At 72.3% G+C, this 26,727-nt stretch carries 24 protein-coding genes and 1 riboswitch; of the genes, 11 read left to right on the forward strand and 13 right to left on the reverse strand.

Translation table 11 applies throughout. The features are described from left to right. The first annotated feature begins 31 nt into the window (after positions 1-31). The 3 genes from ureG (at position 32) to AC5P1B_RS01780 (ending at position 3,359) form a co-directional block, all read left to right on the forward strand. Positions 32-721 carry an urease accessory protein UreG gene (gene ureG / locus AC5P1B_RS01770; RefSeq protein WP_493884327.1) on the forward strand — a complete coding sequence of 230 codons (690 nt, stop codon included), beginning with the start codon at positions 32-34 and terminating at the stop codon, positions 719-721. Then, positions 676-1,578, forward strand: a complete 903-nt coding sequence (locus tag AC5P1B_RS01775) for an urease accessory protein UreD (protein ID WP_493884328.1) — start codon at positions 676-678, stop codon at positions 1,576-1,578. The genes ureG and AC5P1B_RS01775 overlap by 46 nt, the downstream gene beginning before the upstream one ends. Positions 1,579-1,745: 167 nt before the next feature. Continuing rightward, positions 1,746-3,359: an alpha/beta hydrolase gene (locus AC5P1B_RS01780; protein ID WP_493884491.1), complete on the forward strand. Its 1,614-nt coding sequence runs from the start codon at positions 1,746-1,748 to the stop codon at positions 3,357-3,359. A 129-nt stretch (positions 3,360-3,488) separates the two neighbouring features. Here the strand turns inward: AC5P1B_RS01780 and AC5P1B_RS01785 are convergent, their stop codons facing one another. The 5 genes from AC5P1B_RS01785 to tsaD all read right to left on the reverse strand — a co-directional run bounded on the left by AC5P1B_RS01785 (position 3,489) and on the right by tsaD (position 10,624). Then, positions 3,489-4,517: an NAD-dependent epimerase/dehydratase family protein gene (locus AC5P1B_RS01785; RefSeq protein ID WP_493884329.1), complete on the reverse strand. Its 1,029-nt coding sequence runs from the start codon at positions 4,515-4,517 to the stop codon at positions 3,489-3,491. Positions 4,518-4,699: 182 nt separating this feature from the next. Then, positions 4,700-5,413, reverse strand: coding sequence for a lysophospholipid acyltransferase family protein (locus AC5P1B_RS01790; RefSeq protein ID WP_493884330.1), 714 nt, complete (start codon positions 5,411-5,413; stop codon positions 4,700-4,702). A 283-nt stretch (positions 5,414-5,696) separates the two neighbouring features. Then, positions 5,697-6,254 carry a snapalysin family zinc-dependent metalloprotease gene (locus AC5P1B_RS01795; protein WP_493884331.1) on the reverse strand — a complete coding sequence of 186 codons (558 nt, stop codon included), beginning with the start codon at positions 6,252-6,254 and terminating at the stop codon, positions 5,697-5,699. Positions 6,255-6,627: 373 nt separating this feature from the next. Beyond that, complete coding sequence (metE, locus tag AC5P1B_RS01800; protein ID WP_493884332.1) at positions 6,628-8,973, reverse strand: 5-methyltetrahydropteroyltriglutamate--homocysteine S-methyltransferase; 2,346 nt, start codon at positions 8,971-8,973, stop codon at positions 6,628-6,630. Positions 8,974-9,126: 153 nt separating this feature from the next. Beyond that, positions 9,127-9,348, reverse strand: a riboswitch (cobalamin riboswitch). Positions 9,349-9,529: 181 nt separating this feature from the next. Continuing rightward, positions 9,530-10,624 (reverse strand): tRNA (adenosine(37)-N6)-threonylcarbamoyltransferase complex transferase subunit TsaD, encoded by a 1,095-nt coding sequence (gene tsaD, locus AC5P1B_RS01805; RefSeq protein ID WP_493884333.1) that lies wholly within the window; start codon positions 10,622-10,624, stop codon positions 9,530-9,532. A 287-nt stretch (positions 10,625-10,911) separates the two neighbouring features. Here tsaD and AC5P1B_RS01810 point away from each other — a divergent pair, with 287 nt between their 5' ends. Further along, a complete protein-coding gene (locus tag AC5P1B_RS01810; RefSeq protein ID WP_493884334.1) occupies positions 10,912-11,310 on the forward strand; it encodes an SSI family serine proteinase inhibitor in 399 nt (132 codons plus the stop codon). An 87-nt stretch (positions 11,311-11,397) separates the two neighbouring features. Here the strand turns inward: AC5P1B_RS01810 and AC5P1B_RS01815 are convergent, their stop codons facing one another. The 5 genes from AC5P1B_RS01815 to AC5P1B_RS01835 all read right to left on the reverse strand — a co-directional run bounded on the left by AC5P1B_RS01815 (position 11,398) and on the right by AC5P1B_RS01835 (position 15,842). Beyond that, complete coding sequence (locus AC5P1B_RS01815) at positions 11,398-11,556, reverse strand: hypothetical protein (protein ID WP_493884335.1); 159 nt, start codon at positions 11,554-11,556, stop codon at positions 11,398-11,400. A 101-nt stretch (positions 11,557-11,657) separates the two neighbouring features. Continuing rightward, complete coding sequence (locus AC5P1B_RS01820; RefSeq protein ID WP_493884336.1) at positions 11,658-12,608, reverse strand: cytochrome c oxidase assembly protein; 951 nt, start codon at positions 12,606-12,608, stop codon at positions 11,658-11,660. Positions 12,609-12,709: 101 nt separating this feature from the next. After that, on the reverse strand, positions 12,710-13,735 hold the full coding sequence (locus AC5P1B_RS01825; protein ID WP_493884337.1) for a 6-phosphofructokinase: 1,026 nt from the start codon (positions 13,733-13,735) through the stop codon (positions 12,710-12,712). A 103-nt stretch (positions 13,736-13,838) separates the two neighbouring features. Then, positions 13,839-14,567, reverse strand: a complete 729-nt coding sequence (locus tag AC5P1B_RS01830; protein ID WP_493884338.1) for a type 1 glutamine amidotransferase — start codon at positions 14,565-14,567, stop codon at positions 13,839-13,841. Between the two features lie 36 nt (positions 14,568-14,603). Then, the gene (locus AC5P1B_RS01835) at positions 14,604-15,842 is read right to left on the reverse strand and encodes a Mur ligase family protein (protein WP_493884339.1); all 1,239 of its coding nucleotides are present in this window, start codon (positions 15,840-15,842) and stop codon (positions 14,604-14,606) included. 190 nt (positions 15,843-16,032) lie between these two features. Between AC5P1B_RS01835 and def the strand changes: the two genes are divergently transcribed. Continuing rightward, complete coding sequence (gene def / locus AC5P1B_RS01840; RefSeq protein WP_493884340.1) at positions 16,033-16,572, forward strand: peptide deformylase; 540 nt, start codon at positions 16,033-16,035, stop codon at positions 16,570-16,572. 32 nt (positions 16,573-16,604) lie between these two features. Here def and AC5P1B_RS01845 read toward each other — a convergent pair whose 3' ends face one another. After that, positions 16,605-17,258: a TetR/AcrR family transcriptional regulator gene (locus AC5P1B_RS01845; RefSeq protein WP_493884341.1), complete on the reverse strand. Its 654-nt coding sequence runs from the start codon at positions 17,256-17,258 to the stop codon at positions 16,605-16,607. A 149-nt stretch (positions 17,259-17,407) separates the two neighbouring features. Between AC5P1B_RS01845 and AC5P1B_RS01850 the strand changes: the two genes are divergently transcribed. Together AC5P1B_RS01850 and AC5P1B_RS01855 are read left to right on the forward strand one after the other, a co-directional pair. Beyond that, positions 17,408-18,634 carry an acyl-CoA dehydrogenase family protein gene (locus AC5P1B_RS01850; protein WP_493884342.1) on the forward strand — a complete coding sequence of 409 codons (1,227 nt, stop codon included), beginning with the start codon at positions 17,408-17,410 and terminating at the stop codon, positions 18,632-18,634. A gap of 362 nt (positions 18,635-18,996) precedes the next feature. After that, positions 18,997-19,980 (forward strand): DUF2382 domain-containing protein, encoded by a 984-nt coding sequence (locus tag AC5P1B_RS01855; RefSeq protein WP_493884343.1) that lies wholly within the window; start codon positions 18,997-18,999, stop codon positions 19,978-19,980. A gap of 116 nt (positions 19,981-20,096) precedes the next feature. Here the strand turns inward: AC5P1B_RS01855 and ligD are convergent, their stop codons facing one another. Continuing rightward, positions 20,097-21,002: a non-homologous end-joining DNA ligase gene (gene ligD / locus AC5P1B_RS01860; protein ID WP_493884344.1), complete on the reverse strand. Its 906-nt coding sequence runs from the start codon at positions 21,000-21,002 to the stop codon at positions 20,097-20,099. A 112-nt stretch (positions 21,003-21,114) separates the two neighbouring features. On the opposite strand from ligD, the gene AC5P1B_RS01865 reads away from it, so the two are divergent. From AC5P1B_RS01865 to AC5P1B_RS01880, 4 genes are all read left to right on the forward strand, one after another. Then, positions 21,115-21,738 carry a pyridoxamine 5'-phosphate oxidase family protein gene (locus AC5P1B_RS01865; RefSeq protein WP_493884345.1) on the forward strand — a complete coding sequence of 208 codons (624 nt, stop codon included), beginning with the start codon at positions 21,115-21,117 and terminating at the stop codon, positions 21,736-21,738. 303 nt (positions 21,739-22,041) lie between these two features. Beyond that, positions 22,042-23,238: an SDR family oxidoreductase gene (locus AC5P1B_RS01870; RefSeq protein WP_493884346.1), complete on the forward strand. Its 1,197-nt coding sequence runs from the start codon at positions 22,042-22,044 to the stop codon at positions 23,236-23,238. A 235-nt stretch (positions 23,239-23,473) separates the two neighbouring features. Further along, positions 23,474-23,944: a cation:proton antiporter regulatory subunit gene (locus tag AC5P1B_RS01875; RefSeq protein WP_493884347.1), complete on the forward strand. Its 471-nt coding sequence runs from the start codon at positions 23,474-23,476 to the stop codon at positions 23,942-23,944. Positions 23,945-23,949: 5 nt separating this feature from the next. Beyond that, a complete protein-coding gene (locus tag AC5P1B_RS01880) occupies positions 23,950-25,230 on the forward strand; it encodes a cation:proton antiporter (RefSeq protein WP_493884348.1) in 1,281 nt (426 codons plus the stop codon). A 120-nt stretch (positions 25,231-25,350) separates the two neighbouring features. Here the strand turns inward: AC5P1B_RS01880 and AC5P1B_RS01885 are convergent, their stop codons facing one another. Continuing rightward, complete coding sequence (locus tag AC5P1B_RS01885) at positions 25,351-26,661, reverse strand: PA0049 family protein (RefSeq protein WP_493884349.1); 1,311 nt, start codon at positions 26,659-26,661, stop codon at positions 25,351-25,353. Between the last annotated feature and the right edge of the window lie 66 nt (positions 26,662-26,727).

Genomic DNA, 26,727 nt, shown 5'->3' on the forward strand with positions numbered 1-26,727 from the left:
CCCGAACCGCCTCACCCCGACCGGAGTTGGCATGCACCTCGATCACGTGGACCCGTACCCGCCGCGCCACACCTACAGCGCCGCCACCCCGCACCCCAAGGAGAGAGGGGCACTGCGCGTCGGCCTCGGCGGCCCGGTCGGCTCAGGCAAGACGGCGATGGTCGCCGCGCTGTGCCGGACGCTGCGCGACGAGTTGTCCATCGCCGTCGTCACCAACGACATCTACACCCGTGAGGACGCCGACTTCCTGCTGAACCACGCCGTGCTGCCGCCGGAGCGCATCACGGCCGTCGAGACCGGGGCGTGCCCGCACACCGCCATCCGGGACGACATATCCGCCAACCTCGAAGCCGTGGAGGATCTGGAGGAGAGCGTCGGACCGCTCGATCTGATCCTGGTCGAGTCCGGCGGCGACAACCTGACGGCCACCTTCTCCAAGGGCCTGGTCGACGCGCAGATCTTCGTCATCGACGTCGCGGGCGGTGACGACATCCCCCGCAAGGGCGGCCCCGGTATCACCACAGCCGACCTCCTCGTCATCAACAAGACCGACCTCGCGCCCTACGTCGGCTCCGATCTGGAGGGCATGGCGCGCGACGCCAAGACCCAGCGTGGCGACCTGCCGGTGGCCTTCACGGCGCTGACCGCCCCTGACGGCGTCGCCCCGGTCGTGGCATGGGTCCGCTCGCTGCTCGCCGCCCGGTCAGCGGCCTCGGCGTGAGCCCGGCTCCGCCGACCACGGTCGGCGCACCCGCCGGGGCTGGGCCGGCGGCCGACGAGCACGGCCCAACCGGGGCGGGCGAGCCGGCCCGGCCCGGCTCGGCCGCCGCGGTGCGGGCCACCGCCCGGATCACCGCCGCGCCCGATGGGCGGGGCGGCACCGCGCTGCCGCTGCTGTCCGGTGAGGGGCCGCTGGCTCCCCGCCGGACGCGGTCGGCCGACCGCAGGCAGGCGTGGGTCACCCTCGTCGGGGCGATGAGTGCCCCGGTCGGCGGGGACCGGCTGGCGGTCGAGGTGACCGTCGAGCCCGGCGCCGCCTTGCGGGTCGGCTCGTCGGCGGCCACCATCGCGCTGCCCGGCCGCACCGGTGAGCGAGGGCGTTACGACGTACGGCTGACCGTGGGCGACGGGGCGGAGCTGCGCTGGCTGCCGGAACCGCTGATCTCGGCGTACGGCAGCGACCTGCGGATGACCACACGCGTCGAGCTGGCCCCCACCGCGCGCCTCGTGCTGCGTGAGGAGCAGATCCTCGGCCGCTTCGGCGAGGGGCCGGGACGGCTGACGAGCCGGTTGACCGTGCGGCGTGGCGGCCGCACGCTGCTCGACCAGGAACTGGGCTACGGCCCCGGAGTGCCCGGCTGGGACAGTGCGGCCGTCCTCGGCGGCCACCGGGCGGTGGGCCAGCTGCTGCACGTGGACCCGGCGTACGACGATGAGCCCTGCGCTGCCCGGCTGGTCGGGGAGACGGCGGTCGTCACTCCACTGGCGGGTCCCGCCGTACTTGTCAGCGCCGTGGCCCACGACGGCCTGGGCGTACGCCGTCTGGTCCAGTCCGCGATGCAGCTTACGGCTTGGTAAAGAACACTTGGGTGACCTGTTCCGGTGGATGAAGAAGACGTATAGATCCTCTTGACCACCACCGCCGCGACCACGGCGATCCAAGTAGGGGGAGAACCTACGTGAACAGAACAGCGATTTTCAGTGCGGCAGGCGCCGTACTGGCGGGCGCGTTGATAGCGGGGACCATGGCCGGTCCCGCTGTCGGCGCGGGCGGGAGCAGCTCCGGCAGCTCCGGCAGCTCCGGCAGCTCCACCACGCCGGAGGCCGCGAAGCTCGCCGCCGGTGCCAAGCTCGCCGCCGCGCGGGCCGCCAAGACCGGCGTCAAGTGGAAGGACTGCCCGGCCGACTGGAACCTGCCGAAGCCCATCCAGTGCGGGTTTGTCACCGTTCCCCTCGACTACGCCAAGCCGAACGGCCGTACGATCAAGATCGCGGTCGACCGGGTGGGCAACACGGGCACCGCGGACGAGCGCCAGGGCGCCCTGCTGTACAACCCCGGTGGCCCCGGTGGCTCCGGTCTGCGCTTCCCGAAGCGGGTCACGACCAAGGCCCCGCTGTGGAAGAAGACCGCGAGGGCCTACGACTTCGTCGGGTTCGACCCGCGTGGTGTCGGTCACTCCGCTCCCATCTCCTGTGTGGACCCGCAGGAGTTCGTCAAGGCGCCCAAGCTCGACCCGGTGCCCGACGACGAGGCCGACAAGCGCGCCCAGCGCAAGCTGGCCAAGGAGTACGCGGAAGGCTGCGCGGAGCGCGGCGGCGACATGCTTCCGCACATGACGACGCCGAACACCGCCCGCGACCTGGACGTCATCCGCGCCGCGCTCGGTGAGAAGAAGCTCAACTTCATCGGCGTCTCCTACGGCACGTACCTCGGCGGCGTCTACGCGACGCTGTTCCCGACGCACGTGCGCCGCATGCTCGTGGACAGCGTGGTCAACCCCTCGCAGGAGAAGATCTGGTACCAGGCCAACCTGGACCAGGACGTCGCCTTCGAGACGCGCTGGAACGACTGGAAGAAGTGGGTCGCCAAGTACGACTCCGTCTACCACATCGGCAAGACCCCGGCGAAGGTCCAGAAGCAGTGGGAGAAGCTTCGCGCCGCAGCCAAGAAGAACCCCATCGACGGCAAGGTCGGCCCGGCCGAGCTGCTCTCCTTCTTCCAGAGCGCGCCGTACTACGACGTGGCGTGGACCGAGGTCGCCTCGGCGTGGAGCGCCTACCTCGCCGGTGACAAGAAGCCGTTGGTCGACGCCGCCGCTCCCGACATGACCAACATCGCGGGCAACATCTCCGCGGAGAACGGCAACGCCGTCTACACGGCCGTCGAGTGCGCCGACGCCAAGTGGCCGACCAGCTGGCGGAAGTGGGACCGGGACAACACCCGGCTGCACCGCGACCACCCGTTCCTGACCTGGTCCAACGCATGGATGAACCTGCCTTGCGCGACCTGGGAAGGGCCGCAGTACGACCCGATCGAGGTCCGGTCGCACAAGGGCCTGCCCAAGGTCCTCATCGTGCAGAGCACCCGCGACGCCGCCACTCCGTACGAGGGCGCCGTCGAGCTGCACAAGCGCCTCAAGGGCTCGCGCCTGATCACCGAGAAGGACGCCGGCTCGCACGGCGTCACCACCGAGATCAACCCGTGCATCAACAAGCGGGTCGACGCCTACCTGCTCAAGGGCACCGTCGACGCCAAGGACGTGACGTGCGGGCCGCACGCGACGCCCGTACCGGAGAAGGGCAAGAAGGGCGCGCCGAAGGCTTCGGCCACGGCGGCCGACCGGCCGGCCGTGCGCTAGCCCGGCTGACCGCGGCGCCGTGAGCACACGGCGCCGCGGGCTCGGCGCCGCGGCATGACGCGTCAGGTGAGGGGACGACCGGGACACCGGCCGTCCCCTCACCGCGTTCGCGTGGTGGAGCGCGTCGCGTCAGGGCGCGAGGGGCCGACCCGCCGCCAGCCAGGCGTCCTCGGCCGCGTAGTCGAAGAGTTCGCCGTAGTTCCTGGCCATCTTCGGGAAGGCCGTGCGCCAGTCGGTGCCCTCCAGCTGGCGTGCTGTCCAGGCGACTGTCCCGGGCAGGGAGTCGTGGTAGCCGGTGACGGGGCGGTAGCCCAGTTCGCGCTCCGCCGCCGTCATGTCGTAGACCACCGGGCAGGCGGCGCTCCACGGGGTGGAGCCCAGGCCGGGGGGCGTGGGCGTGCCGTCGATCAGCACCAGTTCGCTCCGCGCGCCGAGCACCGCGTCCACGGCCACGGAGATCTCCGCGACGGTCGGGGCCCGCGGGTCACCCGCGTTGAGTACCCGGCTCCCTGGCCGGCGGGCCGAGAGCCGGACCAGCTCGGCGAGGTTGTCGACGTGGACGGGGTGGAACCGGCTCTCACCCCGGTGGGCGAGCACCCGCACCCGCCGCCCGTCCAGCGCCCGTTTGACGAAGTACAGCTCGCGCGGCGTCCGGCAGTACGGACCGTGAATGGCCCCCGCCCGCAGCAGCGTCGTCGGCAGCACATCCCCGGCGGCGAGCAGCGCCCGCTCCAGCGCGACCTTCGCCGTGCCGTACGTGGCCCCACCCGGCGCGACCGTGGGTTGCGACTCCGGGATCGGCACAGGGAAGGCGGGGAATCCGTCCGGTTCGTCCTGGGTGTCGAAGCTGCGGCCCTGCTCGTCCGCGTACACCGCGCCGCTGGAGAGCACCACGGCGGAACCGATCCGGTCGGCGAGTGAGATCAACTGACGGGCGTGCCGCTCGCCGAAGGCGACGCAGTCGTACAGCACGTCGCAGCCGTCACCGAGCGCGGCGGCCAGCGCCGCGTCGTCCTCCCGGTCGACGGCGAGCGTCCGCACCTCGTCGGGCCACTCCCGGGACCGGCCGCCACCGCGTGAGGCCGCGCGGACCTGCCATCCTTCGGCGGCGAGCGCGCGCACCACCGCCCTGCCGGTCTGCCCCGTCGCCCCGAGCACGAAGGCAGTCCCTGGTGCACGTGTTGTCCGTGATGCGGCCGTTCCTGCTGCGGTCCCTGTGGTCATGGCGGGGACGCTACGGTGCGACTGCCGCCCGCGTCAGGGGACTTCGCCGTCCGCAGAATCGCCGACAGCGCAACACGCCCGCCCCCGAGGGGAGAAGGCGAGCGAACCGGCGGGCGTCAGCGCCCGATGCGCGGCAGGAGCCGGTGGGACTGTTCGGCCTTCACCTCGGACGCGTAGCGGTCGACGTACTCCTGCTCGGACAGCCGCATGATCGCGTACATGATCTCGTCGGTGACGGCCCGCAGCGCGGTGCGCTCGTCCGCCATCCCGGCGAACCGCGAGAAGTCCAGCGGCTCGCCGAACCGGATCGTTACCCGCCGCACCCGCCGTACCCGTGGCACGACACGTCCCGGCGGCTGGATCTCGAACGTACCGACCATCGCGCACGGCACCACGGGCACCCGCGCCGTCAGCGCCATCGCGGCCACCCCCGTACGGCCCTTGTACAGCCGCCCGTCATGGGACCGGGTGCCCTCCGGGTAGATGCCGAGCAGCCTGCCCCTGCGCAGCACCGAGAGGCCGGAACGCAGCGCCGCCGACGACGCCTTGCCGCCGGTGCGGTCCACCGGGATCTGGCCCGCGCCACGGAAGAAGGCGGCCGTGAGCCGGCCCTTCAGGCCCCGGCCGGTGAAGTACTCCGCCTTCGCGAGAAACGTGATCCTGCGCGGCACGATGGCGGGCATCAGGAAATGATCGGAGAACGACAGGTGATTTCCCGCGACGATGGCCGCGCCGTCCTCGGGGAGGTGCGCCAGCCCCTCGACTCTCGGCCGGAACACCAGTCTCAGCAGTGGCCCCAGCAGGATGTATCTGAGCAGCAGATAGAACACGCGTGGCCCTCACTCTGCCGGAGTTCACGGAGAATGTGAATAGCGTAATACCAGGTCATCGGCTATCCAGGAACGGCCAGTGTAGACACAGACACCGCCGGGCGTCACTACGCGTGAGGACGTGCGTACGGGCTTGTCGCCCATGTCATATGACGCGCTCTCAGGAGCACGGGGGCGCCGGACGTGTGGGCGCCGAACACGACGCGAGCGCCCCCATGGGGGCGCTCGCCGTGCGGAGGGGCCGGGAATACCGGGCGGCGTCGTCCCGGTGGGACGCGGCGGCTCAATAGGCGGCCCGCGCGCGGTCGATCCCGGCGTCACGCGACAGCTGAGACCCGCCGAAGCTGCGCTCGACGGACGCCTTCTCGGAGGTGTTGGGATAGCGGTTGGTGCAGGACGTTCCCGCGGAGGAGCCGGACATGAGGCTGGAGCAGGGACCGGGCTTCATGTCGGGCAGCCCCAGAATGTGGCCCAGTTCGTGGGACGCTATGCGGATGGTGTTGTGCCCCTGATTGACCGCCTGCCTGCCCATCCAGACCTTGCCGTTGCCCAGTGAGGTGGGTTGCGCGCGCGGCCATCCATTGTCGGCGACAATGATGATATTGGCTCGTTGACCGGACTCCACCGGCTTCAGTTGGACGTTCTTGACACTGGCGTTCCAGGCGGCGGCGCCCTCGTTCACCGCGCCGGTGAATTCCGCGGCGCCCCGGGAGTCATAGGTGACGACGCGCGCCGCGGTCTTGTTCTCCGGGCTCGCCGCCGCGGTCTGCGCGCCGGACGCGAGCAGGACACCCGTCGCGCACAGGGCAAGCGACGCCTGCGTGAACTTGCGGGATGGCATACGTTTCTCCGCTCGTCGTGGGGGATCGCGATACGGTTCGCTGCGCGGTGAACGGCGGAATGTGCGCAAGGGGGAGTTCACGGGAGGCAGCTGAATGTGAAGGTACCGCTCCGCATGCCCGACGTGGAGATATCAGTTTCCCATAACGCGGAGGAACACCCGAAGCGCCGGTCGGCTGCCGCCATGTGGCCATGGGTATTTGCCATGACGGATACGGGAAAGCATCGAAGTGTGAGTCAATTTCCCTGTTTTACGCGCCGCGCACAGAAAACACGGAACCGGCGCGGGCGCGGGCGTGCGGAGGCGGCCGGGGGCGGGGACACCGCACGGCGTCCCCGTCCCCGGCCGCCTCTTCGCTCAGGAAGCCGCGGGCTCAGGAAGCCGCGGTCTGGGAACCCGAGGGCGGGGTGACATCGGACCGTACTTCGCGCGCCGCGGCCACCAGGTTCTCCAGCGAGGCCCTGACCTCCGGCCAGCCGCGGGTCTTCAGGCCGCAGTCGGGGTTGACCCACAGCCGCTCGGCGGGAATGGCGGCGAGCCCCGCGCGCAGCAGCGCCGTTACCTCCCGCACGCCGGGCACGCGCGGGGAGTGGATGTCGTAGACGCCCGGGCCTACCTCGCGCGGGTAACCGGCGGTGGCGAGCTCGTCGGCGACGCGCATATGGGAGCGCGCGGCCTCCAGGCTGATGACATCGGCGTCCAGGTCGTCGATGGCGGCCAGGATGTCGCCGAACTCGGCGTAGCACATGTGCGTATGGATCTGGGTGTCCGGCCGCACTCCACTGGTGCTCAGGCGGAACGACTCGGTCGCCCAGGCCAGATACTCGGCGTGCCCGTCACGGCGCAGCGGCAGTGTCTCGCGCAGGGCGGGCTCATCCACCTGGATCACCGAACTGCCCGCCGCCTCCAGGTCGTTCACCTCATCGCGCAGGGCCAGCGCCACCTGGCGGGCGGTGTCGCCGAGCGGCTGGTCGTCCCGTACGAAGGACCAGGCGAGCATGGTGACCGGGCCGGTCAGCATGCCCTTGACCGGGCGGTCGGTGAGTGACTGGGCGTAGGAGGTCCAGCGCACCGTCATGGGCTCGGGGCGGGAGATGTCACCGGCGAGGATCGGCGGCCGGACGTACCGGGTGCCGTAGGACTGGACCCAGCCGTGCTGGGTCGCGAGGTAGCCGGTCAGCTGCTCGGCGAAGTACTGGACCATGTCGTTGCGTTCGGGTTCGCCGTGCACCAGCACGTCAAGGCCCGCCTTCTCCTGGAAGGAGAGGACGTCGCGGATCTCGGCCTCGATGCGTTCCTCGTACGCCGCCCTGTCGATGCGTCCGGCCCGCAGTCCGGCGCGGGCGGTGCGCAGCTCGGTGGTCTGCGGGAACGAGCCGATGGTGGTCGTCGGCAGCAGCGGCAGCCCGAGGTGGGCGTGCTGGGCGGCGGCCCGCACCGGGTAGGGCTGGGAGCGGCGCACGTCGGCGTCGGTGACGGCGGCGGCGCGGGCCCGCACCGCCGGGTCGCGGGTGAGCGCGGAGCCCGCGCGGGAGGCCAGGTCGGCGCGGTTGGCGGCGAGTTCGGCGGAGATGGAGCCGGTGCCCCGCACCAGGGCGCGGGCCAGCGTGACGATCTCGCCGCTCTTCTGGAGGGCGAAGGCGAGCCAGCGGCCGACCTGCGGGTCGATGTCCCGCTCGGCCGCCGCGTCCAGCGGTACGTGCAGCAGCGAGCAGGAGGACGCCACGTCGACCCGGTCGGCCAGTCCGAGGAGGGTGCCAAGGGTGGCCAGGGACTTCTCGTAGTCGTTGATCCACACGTTGCGGCCGTTGACGACCCCCGCGACCAGGCGCTTGCCGGGGAGCCCGCCGACCCGGGCGAGGTCGTCGAGATTGGCGGCGGCCGCGCCCGTGAAGTCGAGCGCCAGCCCGTCGATGGGCGCCTTGGCCAGCACGGGCAGGGCCTCGCCGAGCCGGTCGAAGTACGAGGCGACCAGCAGCTTGGGCCGGTCGGCGAGCCCGCCCAGCTCACGGTAGGCGCGGGCCGCGGCGTTCAGTTCCGCGGGCGTCCGGTCCTGGACGAGCGCGGGCTCGTCGAGCTGCGTCCACCGAGCGCCCGCGGCCCGCAGATCGGCGAGCACCTCCGCGTACACGGGCAGCAGCCGGTCGAGGAGGGTCAGCGGCTCGAAGCCGGGGTCCACACCGGGGGCGGGCTTCGCCAGCAGGAGGTAGGTGACGGGGCCGACCAGCACAGGGCGCGCGCAGTGGCCGAGAGCGATGGCCTCCTTCAGCTCGGAGACCTGCTTCGCCGAGTCGGCGGTGAAGGCGGTGTCGGGGCCGAGCTCGGGCACGAGGTAGTGGTAGTTGGTGTCGAACCACTTGGTCATTTCCAGCGGCGCGACCTCCTGGGTGCCGCGCGCCATGGCGAAGTAGCCGTCGAGCGCGTCCTTTTCGACGGCGGCGCGGTGCCGGGCGGGGATCGCGCCGACCATCACGCTGGTGTCCAGGACGTGGTCGTACGCCGAGAAGTCGCCGCTGGGGACCTCGTCGATACCGGCGTCGGTGAGCTGGCGCCAGCTCTCGGCCCGCAGTGCCGAGGCGGTCCGCTGGAGTTCGGCGGCGCTGACGCGGCCCTTCCAGTAGCCCTCGATGGCCTTCTTCAGTTCCCGGTTCCGGCCCTGGCGGGGGTAGCCGTGCACGGTGGCCTGTGTCGCCGCTGCTGTGGTCTTGGTGACGGTCAACAGAACTCTCCTTCGCGAGTATGTCTCCGTATGACCCGGGGGTTCGAAGGCGCGAAGGGATGGCGGACCGGGCGGAGAATCCCGCTGTGCCGCGGGTGCCCGCCTGGTGCGTACGCCGACCCGCCCACGAGGTCACCGAGTTCTCCGCACACGGGAGGCGTGCGGGCAGTGGCAGGTCTTCGGACTCGCGGGCGTCTCTCGTGAAACACGAGGTTCCTACTGGCCGTCGCTTCCCAGACCCCGGCCGGGGCCCAGTGCGTGTGACGGCGGTCGTTCCCACTCACCGCTGCGGGGCAGTCCCGGATTCCCACCGGGTTCCCTCTTGCGACGCGCCTGCCTGGCGGACAGGGCGAACCAGCTGCACCAGTCACCCTAGGCGCTCGGCTCGCTCCGCGAACAGCACTGCCCGCATGCCGGACTATGACGTGAGACACCGTGCGAAGCGGCGAGGTCCGGGGGCCGGGACGCACGCGGGCGGGCGCGGAGCGCCAGTCGTCACCGCTCCGCGCCCGCCGCGCGGCCGTCAGGGCCCCTCAACCCCGGCGGCGTCCGGTCGTCAGGCGGCCCGCACGGCTGCTGCCCGGCTGACCGGGTGCAGCGCCGCGTACTCCAGGGGCGCCGACGGGTCGATGGACATCTCCAGCGGCGCGGGGGCGGCGCCCGCGCGGACCAGCAGATCGCCGACCGCGGCGATCATCGCGCCGTTGTCGGTGCACAAGTTCAGCGGCGGCACGCGCAGCGTGACCCCGGCCGCGGCGCAGCGCTCCTCGGCCAGCGCCCGCACCCGGGAGTTGGCGGCCACGCCGCCGACCACGACAAGGGTGCGCACCCCGTGCTCGGCGCACGCGGCGACCGCCTTGCGGGTCAGGACGTCGGCGATGGCCTCCTGGAGCGAGGCGGCGCCGTCGGCCACCGGCAGCTCCAGGCCACTGGCGCGGTGCTGCTCGGCCCAGCGTGCCGCTGCCGTCTTCAGCCCGGAGAAGGAGAAGGCGTACGGGGCCTCCCGCCGTCCGGTCAGCGGGCGGGGGAGCGGGACGGCGCGCGGGTCCCCCGTGCGGGCCGCCCGGTCGATCGCGGGCCCGCCCGGATAGGGCAGCCCGAAGACGCGCGCCACCTTGTCGAAGCACTCACCGGCGGCGTCGTCGAGGGTGTCGCCGAGGTGCGTGATGGGGTCGCGCGCCAGGTCGCGTACGAGGAGGAGCGAGGTGTGGCCGCCGGAGACGATCAGCACCACGCACGGGTCGGGCAGCGGGCCGTGCTCCAGGGTGTCGGCGGCGACATGCCCGGCCAGGTGGTGCACCCCGTACAGCGGCACGTCCAGCGCGTACGCCAGCCCTTTCGCACCGGCCAGCCCGACCTGGAGCGCGCCGGACAGCCCGGGCCCGGTGGTCACGGCGACGGCGGAGACGTCGGACATGGTCAGCTCGGCACGCGCCAGCGCCTGGCGTACGACGGGCGCCAGGGCGTGCACATGGGCGCGGGCGGCGATCTCGGGCACCACGCCGCCGTAGCGCGCGTGCTCGGCCATGCTCGACGCGAGCGCGTGGCCCAGCAGCCGCCCGTCGCGGACCAGACCGGCGCCCGTCTCGTCGCATGACGACTCGATGCCCAGCACCACCGGAGAGCCCACGGCACCGCTCCTTTTGCCCATACCTGGTTATTGCGAGTTCTTCGCAATAAGGATACGGCCGATCCTGGCCCCAGTCGCCCGCTGCGGTGCCGACGCGGCGTGCTCCGGTCGGGTGGCGGCGGCGTGGTCCGCGCGGGCCGTACGAGTGGCGCTCCGGTGTGGCGGCTTGTCGCGCGGGGCGGTGCCGGGGTGCGCTGGCCCTCGCGGCCGCGCGGGTGCGGCGCGGCCGTCGCCGCGGTCAGGACCTGACCAGGCGGACCCGCACCTCCGCCGCTGGCCTGTCGGTCAGCAAGCCCCCGGGAGATCCCGTGCACCGTCTCGCCCGCACCGCGGCCACCGTCGCCGCGGCGACCATGACCGCCCTCGCCGCCCTCGGCGGCGCCCCGGCGCAGGCCGATCAGAAGCCGCTGAGCGATCTCTTCCTGACCGTTTCAGGGCAGGAGGGTGCCTGGGTCAGGGGCGTGCGGCTGCTCTGCGAGCCGACGGGCGGCCCGCACCGGGACGCCGACGCCGCGTGCGCCGCGCTCGTCCGGGCCGGGGGCGATCCGGGCCGGCTGACCGCCGACCCGCTCGTGTGCCCGCAGCAGTACGACCCGGTCACCGTCAACGCCGCCGGCACCTGGCGGGGTGCCCCGGTCGCCTGGCAAAGGACCTACGCCAACGCGTGCCGGATGGGGTCGGCGACCGGGCCCCTGTTCCGGTTCTGAGCGGGCGCCTCCCAGCGGGCGGTTCTGAGCGGGCGCGGCACCCGGTCCGAGCGGGCGGCTGGGCCCCTGCCGGACTCGCTCTTCTCCTCAGGTGCCCCGTGCGGCCACCACACCCACCGTCAGCAGCCCGAGCACGACCCAGCCGAACCACAGCCAGCCGTTGCTGCCCAACGCCACGGTGTAAGCGGTGACCGTCACCAGCCCGCCCACCGTGAATACCGCCATCGCCTTCGCAGATCCGGGCATCCCCGCAACCTCCTCAACGGACCGGGCGGAAGATCCGTCCAGACCACGGCCAGGAGGCCATGTTCTCCCGGCGAGGGGTGGTACCGCTACTGGTCGGACCGCTACCGGCTCCGGGCCTGCAACGACGCGAGGTAGTCGTTGTAGGCGTTGAGCTCCTTGTCGCCGTCCCTGTCGGCGACCCGGTCGGCGCGCCGTGCGGTCCGCTGCTCGGACTTGTACCACTGGAAGACCAGAGCGATGAGCACCAGCAGGGACGGGACCTCACTGAACGCCCAGGCGATGCCGCCCGCCGCGTTCTGGTCGGAGAGCGCGTCGATCCCCAGCGAGGCGGGCGGATTCTTGTACGAGTCGACCATGGGCTCGCTCGCCATCATCAGCGCGATGCCGAAGAACGCGTGGAACGGCATCCCGGCGAACAGCTCCAGCATCCGCATCACATAACCGGGCCGGTGCGGCCCCGGGTCCACGCCCATGATCGGCCAGAAGAAGACCAGGCCGACGGCGAGGAAGTGCACCATCATCGCGATGTGGCCGGGCTTGCTGCCCATGAGGAAGTCGAAGAGCGGGGTGAAGTACAGCCCGTACAGGCTCGCGATGAACAGCGGAATCGTGAAGACCGGATGCGTGATGAGCTGCATGTAGCGGCTGTGCAGCAGCAGTACCAGCAGCTCGCGCGGGCCCCGGTGGGCGCCGCGCTTGGCGGGCAGCGCCCGCAGGGCCAGCGTCACCGGCGCGCCGAGCAGCAGCAGGATGGGGGAGAACATGCTGATGACCATGTGCTGCACCATGTGCACGCTGAACATGACCATGCCGTAGTCATTGAGCTTGGTGCACATCACCAGGGCGACGGTCAGCACCCCGACGGTGAAGGCGACGGTACGGGCCACCGGCCAGCTGTCACCGCGCCGCCGCAGCCGCACCACACCCCACCCGTACAGCGCGAGCCCCAGCGTGCAGCCGATCAGGAAGAACGGCTCGCCGCTGAACTCCAGCCCGCGTGCCAGGGTGAACGGCGGCAGATCCATGTTCATGCCGTGCCCGCCGTGTTCCATCCGCTCTCTCCTCATATCGCCGCAAACGCTCGCACCAGAGTAGAGCCGCCCCCGGCCGTCGCTGCGGCCGGGGGCGGGTGGGCGCTGGTGTGGCGCTCAGCTCAGAGCACGCATTCCGCTTCGGCGTACCGCTCCACGGGGACCGTCTTCAGGGTCTCCACGGCCTCGGCGAGCGGAGTGAGGACGATGTCCGTGCCGCGCAGCGCGGTCAGCATGCCGAAGGCACCCCGGTGCGCGGCCTCGACCGCGTGCCAGCCGAACCGGGTGGCGAGCACCCGGTCGTAGGCGGTGGGCGTGCCGCCTCGCTGCACATGCCCGAGGATCACCGCCCGCGCCTCCTTGCCCAGGCGCTCCTCCAGTTCGATGGCGAGCTGCCTGGCCACCCCGGCGAACCGCTCGTGGCCGTACATGTCCTTGCCGCCCACCTCGAACTCCATGGAGCCCTCGCGCGGCTTGGCGCCCTCGGCGACGACGACGATCGCGAACTTCTTCCCCGCCTGGAAACGCCGCCCGACGACCTCGGACAGCTCGCCGATGTCGAAGGGCCGCTCGGGCACGACGATGGCGTGCGCGCCCGCCGCCATGCCCGAGTGCAGCGCGATCCACCCGGTGTGCCGCCCCATCACCTCGACGATCAGGACCCGCTGGTGCGACTCCGCGGTCGTCTTCAGCCGGTCCAGGGCCTCGGTGGCGACACCGACGGCCGTGTCGAAGCCGAAGGTGACATCGGTGGACGCGATGTCGTTGTCGATGGTCTTCGGCACGCCGACGATGGGCAGCCCCGCGTCCGACAGCAGCCGGGCCGCCTTGAGCGTGCCCTCACCGCCGATCGGGATGATCGCGTCGAGCCCGAGGTCGGCGACGTGCCCGCGGGCGCGCTCCACACCGTCCCGCAGGTGGGCGGGCTGCACCCGCGACGAGCCGAGGATCGTGCCGCCGAGCGCGAGGATGCCGCCGACGGCGTCGAGGTCGAGCTTGCGGTAATCGCACTCCAGCAAACCCCGCCAGCCATCGTGGAAGCCGATGACCTCATCGCCGTGATCGACGACAGCCCGGTGGACGACCGATCTGATGACGGCGTTGAGACCGGGGCAGTCACCGCCGGATGTGAGCACACCAATACGCATGGTCCGTGATACCTCTGTCACTCAACCGGACGACCGGACCGCGTCGTCCGGGGGAATTCAGTCACCCTACAAGCGCGCGCCGGTCCTCAGACACGGATGTCCGTCATGCGGTCTGGGTGGCCGCGGCCGTCCGCTCGGTGCGCAGCGCCTCGTACCACCGGTCGTCGACCGGGGGCAGCGCGTTGACGTCGAGCGCCAGCTTGAGCAGCAGGTCGGCGATCTGCGGGTTACGGGCGAGTACGGGCCCGTGCATGTACGTGCCGAAAACGGTGTCGTTCCACGCGCCCTCGGTGCCGTCGCCGGTGCCGTTGCCCTTGCCGAGCCGGACATGGGCGAACGGGCGCGCCGTCGGGCCCAGGTGCGTGATGCCCTGGTGGTTCTCGAAGCCGGTCAGCTGCGGCAGGCCAAGACGCTGGTCGATGTCGCCGAGCACGTCACCGACGCACCGCTCGCCCTCGCCACGGGTGCTCACCACGTCGAGGAGGCCGAGGCCGGGCTCGCGGTGCCCGAGGTCGTTGATGAACTCGTGGCCGAGGATCTGGTACCCGGCGCAGACCGAGAAGACGATCGCGCCGTTGGCGACCGCGCGGTTCAGGCCCCCGTCGCGGCGCAGCCGCTCCGCCGCGAGGCGCTGCGGCCGGTCCTCGCCGCCGCCGATCAGGTAGATGTCCCCGGACGTGGGGATCTGCTCGTCGGAGCGGACGTCGACGCGCGACACGTTCAGGTGGCGCTGCCGCGCGCGCCGCTCCACGACCAGTGCGTTGCCCTGGTCTCCGTACGTACTCAGCAGGTCGGGGTAGACCCACACCAGGCGCAAACTGTTCTGGCTCATCCTCGGCATCCTTATGGCTCTCTCGGGTTCGTTGGCCTAGTTGCCGACGCGGCGGCGCAGGTCCTGGAAGGCGGTGTAGTTGGCGATGACCTCGATACGGCCGGGTGGCGCGTGCCGCACCGCCTCGTCCGCGTTCTCGCAGACCCTGAACTCCAGACCGGCGACCTCAAGGCGCACGGCGAGGTCCAGCTTGCGGTCACCGATGACGAGGATGGGGTGCCCGGCGAGCCGGGTGTAGTCCACGTCCCACAGCCAGGAGGTGTCGGTGCCGTCGGCGCCGCGCGCGTTCACCGAGAGGATCACCGGCGTGGGCGGCGGGTCGATCAGCGAGAAGGTCTCCAGCCAGCCCGCCGGGTTCTTCGCCAGCAGCAGCCGCAGCTCACGGCCCTGGAAGGTGACGACGTCGTAGCGTCCGGCGACGGCCTGCACCGCGTACATCCGCTCCAGGGCGACCTGGGGCGGCACCCCGAAGGCGGCGGCGACGGCGGCGGAGGTCGCCGCGTTCGCCTTGTTCGCCCGGCCCGGCAGCTGGAGGTGGATCGGCCATGCCGAGCCCTGCGGGTCCAGCACGTAGTCGCCGTTCAGCGCCCAGCTGGAGACGGGGCGGCGGAAGCCGCAGTCGCCGCAGCCCCAGTCGTCGCCGGGGCGCTGGAGCACGCCACCGCAGGACGGGCAGGACCAGGCGTCGTCCTTCCACTCCTGGCCCGCCGCGACCCAGACCACGTTCGGGCTCGATGAGGCCGCCCACACGATGAGCGGGTCGTCCGAGTTGGCGATGACGATGGCCTTCGTGCCGGCCAGGCCCTCGCGCCACTTCTCGGCGAGCATGCGGGTCTCACCGGCGCGGTCGAGCTGGTCGCGCGAGAGGTTGAGCAGGGCGATGGCCTTGGGCGTGACGTCGCGCGCCACCCCGGCCAGGTACTTCTCATCGACCTCGATCACGCCGTACCGCGCGTCGGAGCCCCCGGCGAGGGCGCCGGTGATCCCCGCGGGCATGTTCGCGCCGAGCGCGTTGGAGACCACCGGGCCGCTGGCTCGCAGCGCCTCGGCGATCAGTCGTGTGGTGGTGGTCTTGCCGTTCGTCGCGGAGACCAGGATCACGTCCAGGTGCCGGGTGAGCCGGGCCAGCAGATCCGGGTCGAGCCGGAGGGCGACCTTGCCCCCGATCACCGATCCGCTGCCGCGACCAGCGACCCGCGACACCGCCGCTGCCGCCTTGCCCGCCGTCACGGCCAGCTTGGCCCGCGGCGACAGCGGCTCCGTGTTGCCTGCCATCGTCCTTGCTCCTCCTTGCGTCCGGCACTCCGCCCGCCCCCGGGGGTTCCGGTGGAACGCCCCCTTGGTGCCGACTCACCAGCCGGGAGGCTTCGGTGGGGGCTCAGCCTATCGAGATCCAGGCAGTGGCCCGAACCCCGCCACCCCTGCCCGGCCTTCAGGGCCTGCCATGGACCGTACTCTGACGCGTATGCGAAACGGCGCGATCCCCGGCAGCTCGGGGCGAGTACGACCGATGCGGCTGCTCGGTGACCCGTCACTTCAGGCGCCGTGCGCGGAGGTGACCCAGTTCGGATTCGACCTCGCGCGGCTGATCGAGGACATGTACGCGACGATGTACGCCGCCGACGGCGTCGGCCTCGCGGCCAATCAGATCGGCGTTCCGCTGCGGGTGTTCGTCTACGACTGCCCCGACGACGAGGACCGCCGGCACCTGGGCCACCTCGTCAATCCCCGGCTGGCGCACACGGACGGCCTGCTGTTCCGGGGCCCGGAGGGGTGCCTGTCGCTCCCCGGCGTCGAGGCGGGCACGCCCCGCTTCGACTACGCGGCCGTGGAGGGTTTCGACGCGCACGGTGACCCGCTGCGCGTCGAGGGCACCGGCTACTTCGCCCGCTGCCTCCAGCACGAGTGCGACCACCTGGAAGGAAAGCTGTTCACCGACCGCCTCGAAGGGCGCCGCAGGCGTCGCGCGCTGCGCGCCGCGGCCCGGGCGCCCTGGGCGGGGTGAGGGGACGCGCGACCGCGCCGGTGTGGCGGTGGTCAGAAAGCGGGCCCGCCCGCGCGGTCGCCCGCCTCGGCCAGCCGCCCCCAGAGCAGGTCGGTGAGATGTGTCACCAACTGGGCGCGCGGATACGGGCGTTCGCGCAGCCACCAGTCGCCCGCGGCGTGCATCATGCCGACGATCCCGTGCCCCCACGCGCGGGCCTGCTCCTCGCTGCCGGGGCCGAGGTCGACCCGTTCGGCGATGACCTGGGCCAGCTCCTCGCCGAGCCTGCGCAGCAGGGGGGCGGCGTGCCGTCCCACGTCGAAGCCCTGCTCCGGCGACTGGTCCTCGCTCTGGTCGTCGGCGGGGTGCATCAGGAAGCGGTAGACCTGCGGGCGCGCCTCGATCGCCGCGAGATAGGTGTCCAGCGTGGCCTCGACCCGGTCCCGGCGGTGCGCCGGGGCGTCCAGGGCCGCGCGGAGCGCGGTGAGCAGGGCGTCGGTGTGGCGGACGGCGAGCGCCCGGTACAGCCCGCCCTTGTCGCCGAAGTGCCGGTAGAGGATGGGCTTGGTGATCCCGGCCTCGGCGGCGATGGCGTTCATCGACGCCCCGGGGCCGTCGCGCAGCACCACGCGGTCCGCGGCCTCCAGCAGCTCCCGCCGCCGCTCCTCGGTCGCGCGCTGCTGTCCTTCGCGCTGCGTGGTCTCCATGGTGTTCCTCCCGCCCCGGGCCCTTCTGTGCCGCCCGCGCAACGTAACACCCGGTGGTCGCGGGCACGTCCGGTGGCCAGGGAGTTGACAGCGGCTACTGGCGAGTAACACACTCGCGTTACCGTAGGTAATAAGCAGCTGGAGGGATCATGCCGGAGTTCTCGTTCGAACTCAACGATGACCAGAAGTCCGTCCGTGACTGGATTCACGGCTTCGCACAGGACGTGATGCGCCCAGCTGCCGCGGAGTGGGACGAGCGCGAGGAGACCCCCTGGCCGATCATCCAGGAGGCCGCCAAGATCGGCTTGTACTCGCTGGACTTCTACGCCCAGCAGTTCTTCGACCCGACGGGTCTCGGCATCCCCATGACCATGGAGGAGCTGTTCTGGGGCGACGCGGGAATCGCGCTCGCCATCGTCGGGACCGGTCTCGCCGCCGTCGGTGTGCTCGCCAACGGCACCGAGGAGCAGATCGGCACCTGGGTCCCGCAGATGTACGGCGACGCCGACGACGTGAAGGTCGCCGCCTTCTGCTCCTCCGAGCCGGACGCGGGCTCCGATGTCGCCGCGATGCGCACGCGCGCGGTGTACGACCAGGCCAAGGACGAGTGGGTGCTGAACGGCACCAAGACCTGGGCGACCAACGGCGGCATCGCCAACGTCCACGTCGTGGTCGCCTCCGTCGACACCGAGCTGGGCTCCAAGGGCCACGCCTCCTTCATCATCCCGCCGCGGACCCCCGGGCTGTCCCAGGGCCAGAAGTTCAAGAAGCACGGCATCCGCGCCTCGCACACCGCCGAGGTCGTGCTGGAGGACGTCCGCGTTCCCGGCCACTGCCTGCTCGGCGGCAAGGAGAAGCTCGACGAGCGGCTGGCCCGGGCCAGGGAGCGCGCCGAGGCGGGCGGCGAACGCGTGAAGAACGCGGCGATGGCCACCTTCGAGGCGTCGCGCCCCGCGGTGGGCGCCATGGCCGTCGGTACGGCGCGCGCCGCGTACGAGGAGGCCCTGGAGTACGCGAAGACGCGCACCCAGTTCGGCCGCCCGATCATCGACAACCAGGGTGTGGCCTTCCAGCTGGCCGACATGCGCACGCGGATCGACGCGGCCCGGCTGCTGGTGTGGCGCGCCTCGTGGATGGCGACGACCGGCAAGAAGTTCACCTCGGCCGAGGGCTCGATGTCGAAGCTGTTCGCCAGCGAGACCGCCAAGCAGGTCACCGCGCAGGCGATACAGATCTTCGGCGGCAATGGCTTCACCCGCGAGTACCCGGTCGAGCGCATGCACCGCGACGCCGCTATCTACACCATTTTCGAGGGCACCAGCGAGATCCAGCGCCTGGTGATCGCCCGCACCCTCTCGGGGATGCCCATCCGCTGAACCGGCCCCGGGGCGATCCTCACCGCGCCACCGGACCACCGTGCCTCCGCCGCGCCGGGCGGCACCCTCGCGAGGGGGTGCCGCCCGGCGTCGTTTCCGCTGACGGCCGCGCCCGCGCGCGTACGGCGCGCCGCGGCCGTATGCCCGCCACGCACTGCGTTCACCCGAATGGCGTAGGGGTGGATTTCGCCGGAGAGCCTCACGCGGCGCGCTCGTACGGCCCTGGCGCCGGGTCGGCGCCCCACGCGGAAGCGCCTGTCAGCGGCGTCAGCGGTCGCCGTGTGGTGGCCGGGCGCGCGCAATGGAGAAGGAGCACGTCCAGCCGTGTCGGCGCGTGCTACGCGCGAAAGGAGGCAATGGCGATGACCGCACCCCAGGGCGACACCCCGCAGGAGCTGTCCGGCATGCACGTGGTCGACCCGGACGGCCAGAAGGTCGGGTCGGTGCAGCAGGTGTACAGCGATGACATCACCGGCGTACCGGAATGGATCACCGTGCGGACCGGGCTGTTCGGTATGAAGGAGACCTTCGTCCCGCTGGCGGGCGCCCAGCATTCCCAGGGCGAACTGCGCGTGCCGTACAGCAAGGAGCAGATCAAGGACGCTCCGCGGATCGACGCCGAGGGGCATCTGTCCCCGGAAGAGGAGACGGAGCTGTACCGGCACTACGGGCTCAAGCAGCCCGGACGCCAGACCAGGGGCCGGGGCGACGCCGCGGCCGCTGGTGGCGGTACGGGCATGGCCATGGGCAGCGACGCGAGCACGGCCAAGCGGGACCGGGCCGGCGGCACGATGGCCGGGGCCGGTGGCGGACCCAGTGGGCTCGCGAGGGACAAGGGCACCCACCGTACGGAGGCCGAGGCACAGGGCCCCAAGCTCGTCGGCGCGGGGGCGGCCCGCAGCGCCGAGGACGTCAAGGCGGCCAAGGAAGGCGTCCAGGAGATGATCCTCTCCGAGGAGCAGCTCCGGGTCGGCACCGAGCAGCGCGAGACCGGACGGGCCCGGCTGCGCAAGCACGTCGTCACCGAGAACGTCACTCGCACTGTGCCCGTCAGCCATGAGGAAGTGCATCTCACCCGAGAGCCGCTGAGCCCCGAGGAGACGCGGCGCTCCGGCCGGGACGCCCACATCGAGGACGGTCAGGTGGAGGTCGTCCTCCACGCGGAGCAGCCTGTGGTGAGCAAGGAGACCGTGCCGGTGGAACGCGTACGGCTGGAGACCGAACGCGTCACCGAACAGGAGGAGATCTCGGCGCAGATCCGTAAGGAGCAGATCGAGTACGAGGGCGGCGAGGAGTCCGCGCGGGGCAGGCGGGGGGACAGGGAGGGCCCCGAGGGCTTCCGGTAGCGGGCCCGTTCCCTCCCCTTCCCGGGGTTCCGCCCTGTCCGCTGGATGGTCTCCGTCGCGCTCCGGCGCGGCGGGGACCACCCGTACGCGCGGAACCGGTGGCGGGCGGCCGTGGGTCAGCCGGTGAGGCGCCCCCGGCCGTGGGCGGCCGCGAGCGGGGCCAGCAATCCGGGCTCGCGCTCGGTCCGCTCAAGGACCTGCTCCGGGGTGAAGGCCAGCTCCTCCGCGTGTTCGCAGGCGGCCACCTCGTCCCAGCCGACCGGAGTGGCCACGCCGGGCCGGTCGCCGATGCGCAGGGTGAACGGGGCGGCAGTCGTCTTCGCCGACGTGTTCTGCGACCAGTCGATGAACACCTTGCCCCTGCGGGCGTCGCGCGCCATCGTGGCCGTGGCCAGCTCCGGGTACTCCTCCCGCATCCGCACCGCCAGCCGCTTCGCGTAACCGACCGCGGCGTCGCCGGGTGAAGGCCGCAGCGGCACATACAGATGAAGGCCCTTCGAGCCCGACGTCACCGGGCAGACGGTGAGGCCGTCGTCGCTGAGTGCCTGCCGCAGCCCCAGCGCGATCCGGCAGCAGTCGGTGATGTCGGTGCCGGGCCCGGGGTCCAGGTCGAAGACGATCCGGTCGTGGGTGCCGGGCCCGGCGTCCGTGGTCCACTGCGGCACATGCACCTCGTACGCGCCGAGGTTGGCCATCGCCACGAGGGTGGCGGTCGAGTCGACCACGACGAACGGAGCCGGGCCGTCCTTGCCCGGCACAGGGGTGATGGTGACCCAGTCGGGAGAGCCCGGCGGCGGGTTCTTGGCGTACCAGCGCTCGCCCTCCACCCCGTCCGGCGCGCGGACGAAGGAAGCCGCGCGGCCCGTGGTGTGCGGCAGCATCAAAGGGGCGACGAGCGCGTAGTAGTGGAGGAGTTCAGCCTTGGTGTGAGCGGAGCCGGGAAAGAGCTTCTTGCGCAGGTGGGTGAGGGTCAGCCGGTGGCCGTCCACCTGCACGGCCTGCCGGTCCGGTGCTGCGGGCATGGTGTGGACACTCCCACGCGAAGCCCGAAACCATGCCGCGAAAGCATTACGACGTGTATCGTAATCACCGATCGGCATCGGATCGATCCCCGGAATGGGAGGGGGGTGCGTCATGGGCCGCTTCGCGCACCTGGCGTACACCGAGAGCGTCCGTCTCGTGCAGCAGGAGCAGGGCAGTGCCCTCGCCGGAGCCCGCCAGCTCGCCGGGGCGGATGAACCGGACCTGCTCGGCGACCCCGAGACGGCGTTCGTCGAGTCGCGTGACGGCTTCTATCTCGCCAGCGTGAGCGAGACGGGCTGGCCGTACGTGCAGTTCCGGGGCGGTCCACCCGGCTTCGTCCACGTGCTGGACGAGCACACCCTGGGGTTCGCCGACGTGCGGGGCAACCGCCAGTACATCACCGCCGGAAACGTGCGGGCCCAGCGGCGAGTGGCCCTGTTCTTCATGGACTATCCGCGCCAGGCACGCCTGAAGCTCTTCGGGCACGCGGAACTCCACAGCTTCGACGACCACCCGGAATTGGCCGAGCGGCTGGGCAAGGTCCGCACCGAGGGGCGCGTGGAGCGGCTGATGACCATCCGTGTCGAGGGCTTCAACTGGAACTGCCCCCAGCACATCACGCCCCGGTTCTCCGAGGCCGAGGTCGAGAAGGCGCTGCGCCCTGTCCGCGCCCGCCTCACCGAGCTGGAACGGGAGAACGAGTCGCTGCGGGCCCAGCTTCAGGCGCGCGACTGACTCCACCGCGCCGCCCGCCGCCCGCCGTGCGCCGTGCGCCGCGCCCACGCCGAGGCGCCGGGGCGGCGAGGAGCGTGAGGCGGGCATCCGCTACGCGGGGCGGCCCCCGGCACGCCGGCCGCGCGCCCCGCGCCCCGCGCCCCGCGCCCCGCGCCCCGCGCCCCACGCCCCACGCCCCAAGCCCTCAGGGTGGTCCTCACCCGCACTCCTCACCCGAACGACCCGGCGGGCACCGGCGTTTCGCGCGCGAGCTGGTATTCCTGAAGCTCTCATCACGCGCGATACGGAGCGAAACGGAAAATCATGGACATCGTGCTCACGGGGGCCACGAGCTTCCTCGGCTCACACCTGACGCTCCGCTTGCTGGCCTCGGGCGCCCGGGTGACCGCCCTGGTGCGCGACGCCCCCGAGGCGGCCGAGGCCGGAGTGCGGCGAGCGCTGCGGTCGGCCGGGGCGCAGCGCGCGGACATCGACGCGTACGCGCCCCGGCTGACCACGCTCCAGGTGGACCTCGCCCGCCCCCGGCTGGGCCAGAGCGCGTCGGCCTACCAGCGCCTGGCCGACTCCGCCGACCAGGTATGGCACGGTGCGGCACTGGCCCGGCCCGCCGCGCCGCACCAGGCGAACGTGGCGGCCACCTGCCGCATGCTGGCCCTCGCCGGAGCCGGAGCGCGGCGCCCCCGGTTCGTTCACCTCAGCACGGCGTACGTCGCCGGAGGCCGGGAGACGGGCCTGATCGCGGAGGACGATCTGAGCGCGCGGTTCGGCTTCCTGTCACGGTATGAGGAGTCCGCGTACGAGGCCGAACTGCGGGTGCGCGCCTGGGCGGGGCAGCACGACGTCCCGGTGACCGTGTTGCGGCCCGGCGTGCCGGTCACCGACAGGCCGCCGGTGCCCGGCGGCCCACGCCACGGCTACGCCGCGCTCGGCGCCGGACTGCGCCTCCTCGCCCACCGGGGACCGGGCTTCCTGCGCGAGCGCCTCGGGCTGCGGCCCGGCGCCGACGGCGCCGTGACAGCCTGCTTCCCGGGCCGCGAGGACGCCACACTCAACCTGGTCCCCGTCGAGTACGCCGGCGAGGCGATCGTGCGGCTCGTCGGCAGTCCGCAGGGCCCCGGCGTCCGCACCCACCACGTCGTCCATCCCGTGGAGACGCCCGTACCGCGCCTGCTGGAGGCGATGCGGCGCGTCTGCCCACCGCTGCGCGTCGCTCTCTCCTCAGAGCCCCGCACACCACGGCCCGGCGAGCGGTACCTCGCGGGGCTCGCCGGGGGAATCGACGCCTACGGATCGCTCCGCCGCCGCTACGCACGGCCCACCCTCGACGCGCTGACCGTCCCCGCCGGATGGCAGGCGACGAGACTGCGGGGCGCGGCAGCGCAGGGCGCCCCCCAGGTCCTGACCGACCCCGGACCGCTGGACGCCGACTACCTCCACGCGGCCCTGCGCACAACGGCCGCTTCGGGCTCCCGCGGCCGTGGCGTCGCCGTAGGGCCGTAACGGCGCCGTAGCGCAGGGCCGCGATGCGCGGGCGCGCGGGTCACGGGCGTACGAGCCCGCCCCGTAGGCGGCGCGGGCCCGGCGGCGGGGCCTGAGAGGGCCGCCGTAGGAAGGGACGGGGCCCAATGGAACATGCATAGGGCAGCTACTTTGGTGGCCCCGCCCGCCACCAGGGACGAAGGTCGGATAGCGTAAAAGAAACGGCTCATATCCACGTGCGTCCCAGGAGGCAACCATGGGCACACGGCGTACGACGCTGCCCGGTGTCGGTACCCAGTACGACTTCACGACGCACGCGGAACAACATCTGTCCGTCGTCATCCACAACGACGGGCGCCGCTTCATCGGCTTCTACTCCGAGGACGACCCCGACTCCTGCCAGGCGTCGATCGCGCTGTCACCCGAGGAGGCCACCGCCGTCGCCCACCTCATCGACCAGGCGCCCATCGACGCCGTCCGTACCGACGGCATCGACCTCGTCACCGAGCACATCCAGGTCGGCAAGAGGTCCCCGTACGCCGGGCGGCTGCTCGGCGAGACCGGGGCGCGCACCCGCACCGGGGCGTCCATCGTCGCCGTGCTCCGCCGGACCAGCGCCCACCCCTCACCGGGCCCCGACTTCCGGTTCGCCATCGGTGACACGCTCGTCGCGGTCGGCACCCGCGAGGGCGTCGACGCCCTCGCCACGATCATCGCGGAGGGCTGACAGGCGTGCACGACACCACCACGCTCCTGATCGAACTCGGCGCCGTCATCCTGGGCCTCGGGCTCATCGGCCGCTTGGCGCTCCGCTTCGGCCTCTCCCCGATCCCGCTGTACCTGCTCGCCGGGCTCGCCTTCGGACAGGGCGGGCTGCTTCCCCTCAAGGCGAGCGAGGAGTTCGTCGGCGTCGGCGCCGAGATCGGCGTGATCCTGCTGCTGCTCCTGCTGGGGCTGGAATACACCGCGTCGGAACTCGTCACCAGCCTCAAGACCCAGTACCCCTCGGGCGCCGTGGACTTCTTCCTCAACGCGGTGCCGGGCGCCGTCGCCGCCCTGCTGCTCGGCTGGGGCGTGGTGGGCGCCGTCGCCCTGGCCGGTGTCACCTGGATCTCCTCGTCCGGCGTGATCGCCAAGGTCCTCACCGACCTCGGGCGGCTCGGTAACCGGGAGACCCCGGTGATCCTCAGCGTCCTGGTCATCGAGGACCTGTCGATGGCGGTGTACCTGCCGCTGCTCACGGCGCTGGTGGCCGGGGCCGGGCTGGCGGGCGGGAGCGTGACCCTGCTGATCGCCCTGGGTGCCGTCGGTGTCGTGCTCTACCTGGCCCTCCGCCACGGGCGCCTGATCAGCCGCGCCGTCTCCTCGGACAACCCCGAGATGCTGCTGCTCGTCGTGCTCGGACTGACGCTGCTGGTCGCCGGGGTCGCGCAGGAACTCCAGGTCTCCGCGGCCGTGGGCGCCTTCCTCGTCGGCATCGCCCTGTCCGGAGAGGTCGCCAAGGGCGCCGAACGGCTCCTCACGCCGCTGCGTGACCTGTTCGCCGCCGTGTTCTTCGTCTTCTTCGGACTGTCCACGGACCCCACCGAGATCCCCCCGGTGCTGCTGCCCGCCCTGCTGCTCGCGGTGATCACCGCGGTCACCAAGATCTGCACCGGCTGGTACGCGGCACGCCGTGCCGGGATCGGCTCGCGCGGCAGGCTGCGCGCCGGTGGCGCGCTGGTCGCGCGCGGCGAGTTCTCCATCGTCATCGCCGGTCTCGCGGTCGGCACGGAGCCCCGGATCGGGCCCATCGCCACCGCCTACGTCCTCATCCTCGTCATCGTCGGCCCGCTCGCCGCCCGCTACACCGAGCCCGCCGTGCGCCGGCTGCGTGCCGCACGCACCGCCGCCCGCTCCGCCAAGACCGCGTCGCCGCAGCCCCCGCCGGAGGTCACGAAGACCGCCCCGGTGGGCGACGAGGAATCCGGGCCCCTGCCCTCGCACCGGGGCGGCGGCCCGGCGCGTCCGTAACACCGTCCGCTCCGGAGGCGCGGTGCCGCCGCAGTGGTGGACGCGGGGGTGCGGCGCCGATCCGCCGCACCCCCGCGCTCACACCTTCCGGCTCGCGTCCGGGTTCACGTCCGGGCTCCGTCAGCCGAGCGTGCCCGCCGACACCGTGAGTACGGCGCGTATCTGCGCCGTGATGGCGAGCCGGTCCTTCTCGAAGGACGGGTCGGTGATCCGGCCCGTCGCCGGGTCGGTGTTGCCCGCGCCGAACTTCAGCACCGGGGTGTGCAGATGGCCGCCCGGCATCTTGGAGCCCACCCCGTCGCGCAGCAGCGTCGCACGGTAGGCGATCTCGTTGGACAGGTAGTCACCGCCCCCGCCCTCGCGCGCCGTGGAGCCCGGCGTCGGGCCGCCTGGCCGCTCGACGGGCTCGGTGCCGCCGGCCGGGATCTCGGTGACGGCCGTGTTGTCGCGGACGGGGAAGGGGCCGGTGTCCGCCGCCACGATCCGCTCGTACGGCAGTGTGGTCGTCGTCCACTGGGGCTGCGGCTTCGGCGTCGGGACGCCGGGAGGCACCGGCACCATGCCCGTACGGGAGAGGTTCGCGTTGTCCGCGTAGCCGCCGCGCCAGGCGCCGTTGGTGCGCTCCACGTCGAACTGCCCCGGGCGGCCCTGGCTGATCGTGGTGAACATGTCCGCCTGGCGCGGGCCGGTGCGGAAGTGGGGGAGCAGGGTCCGTTCGACCGTACCGTCCGCGAAGTCGTCCCAGCGGACCGGGAAGACGGCCGTCTCCACCCGCGCGGGGCCGGACGCGGTGCTGATCGTCGTGCCGTCCAGCGCGAGCGCGGCCGCCCCCGACGGGTTGCTGCGCCGCGGGTCGGCGTCCAGTTGGAACGGGTCGAAGCCGGTGACGACGATCCGCTTGACGGCCTTGCCCGCGGGCAGCCGCATCGAGTCCTGGCCGCGCGAGGCACGCTCCAGCGTGTCGACGAGAGCGGCGCGCCGGGTGTCCGGCAGCGGGAACGACGGGCTCCACCCGGTCAGCGCGCGCGTCATGCCGAGTCGCGCCCAGTACAGCGGGCGGTCGTCGGCGCGGTTCAGATCGCCGCGGGCGGGGCCGCGCCCCTGCGCCCGGTCCACCGCCCGGTCCCACAGCCGCTGCCCCTGCCGGGCCACCAGCCGCTCGGCCGCCGCGGCGGAGTGCGCCCGGTTCAGGGCGCGGGCGAAGTCGGGTGCCACGGTGTCGAAGCCGCCGCGGCGCAGGATCTCGCGCGGCACCGGCAGCTCCAGCCGCCGCTCCTCGACGGTGGGCTCACCGGCGGCCCTGGTGCTCGCCACGGTGTGCGTGCCGGTGGCTGCCGGGGCGGCGGCCGCCGCCGGGGCGGCGACGGCCAGCGGAGCCGCGGCGAGCAGGGCGGTGCCCAGCACGCCCAGCCGGGTACGTATCTGTCTCATGCGCTGTCCTTCGGTACGGGGACGGGCGATCCGATGCCACGGCGTGGCCGCCGGGTACGGCACCCA

The organism is Streptomyces sp. A01, from assembly GCF_059026195.1.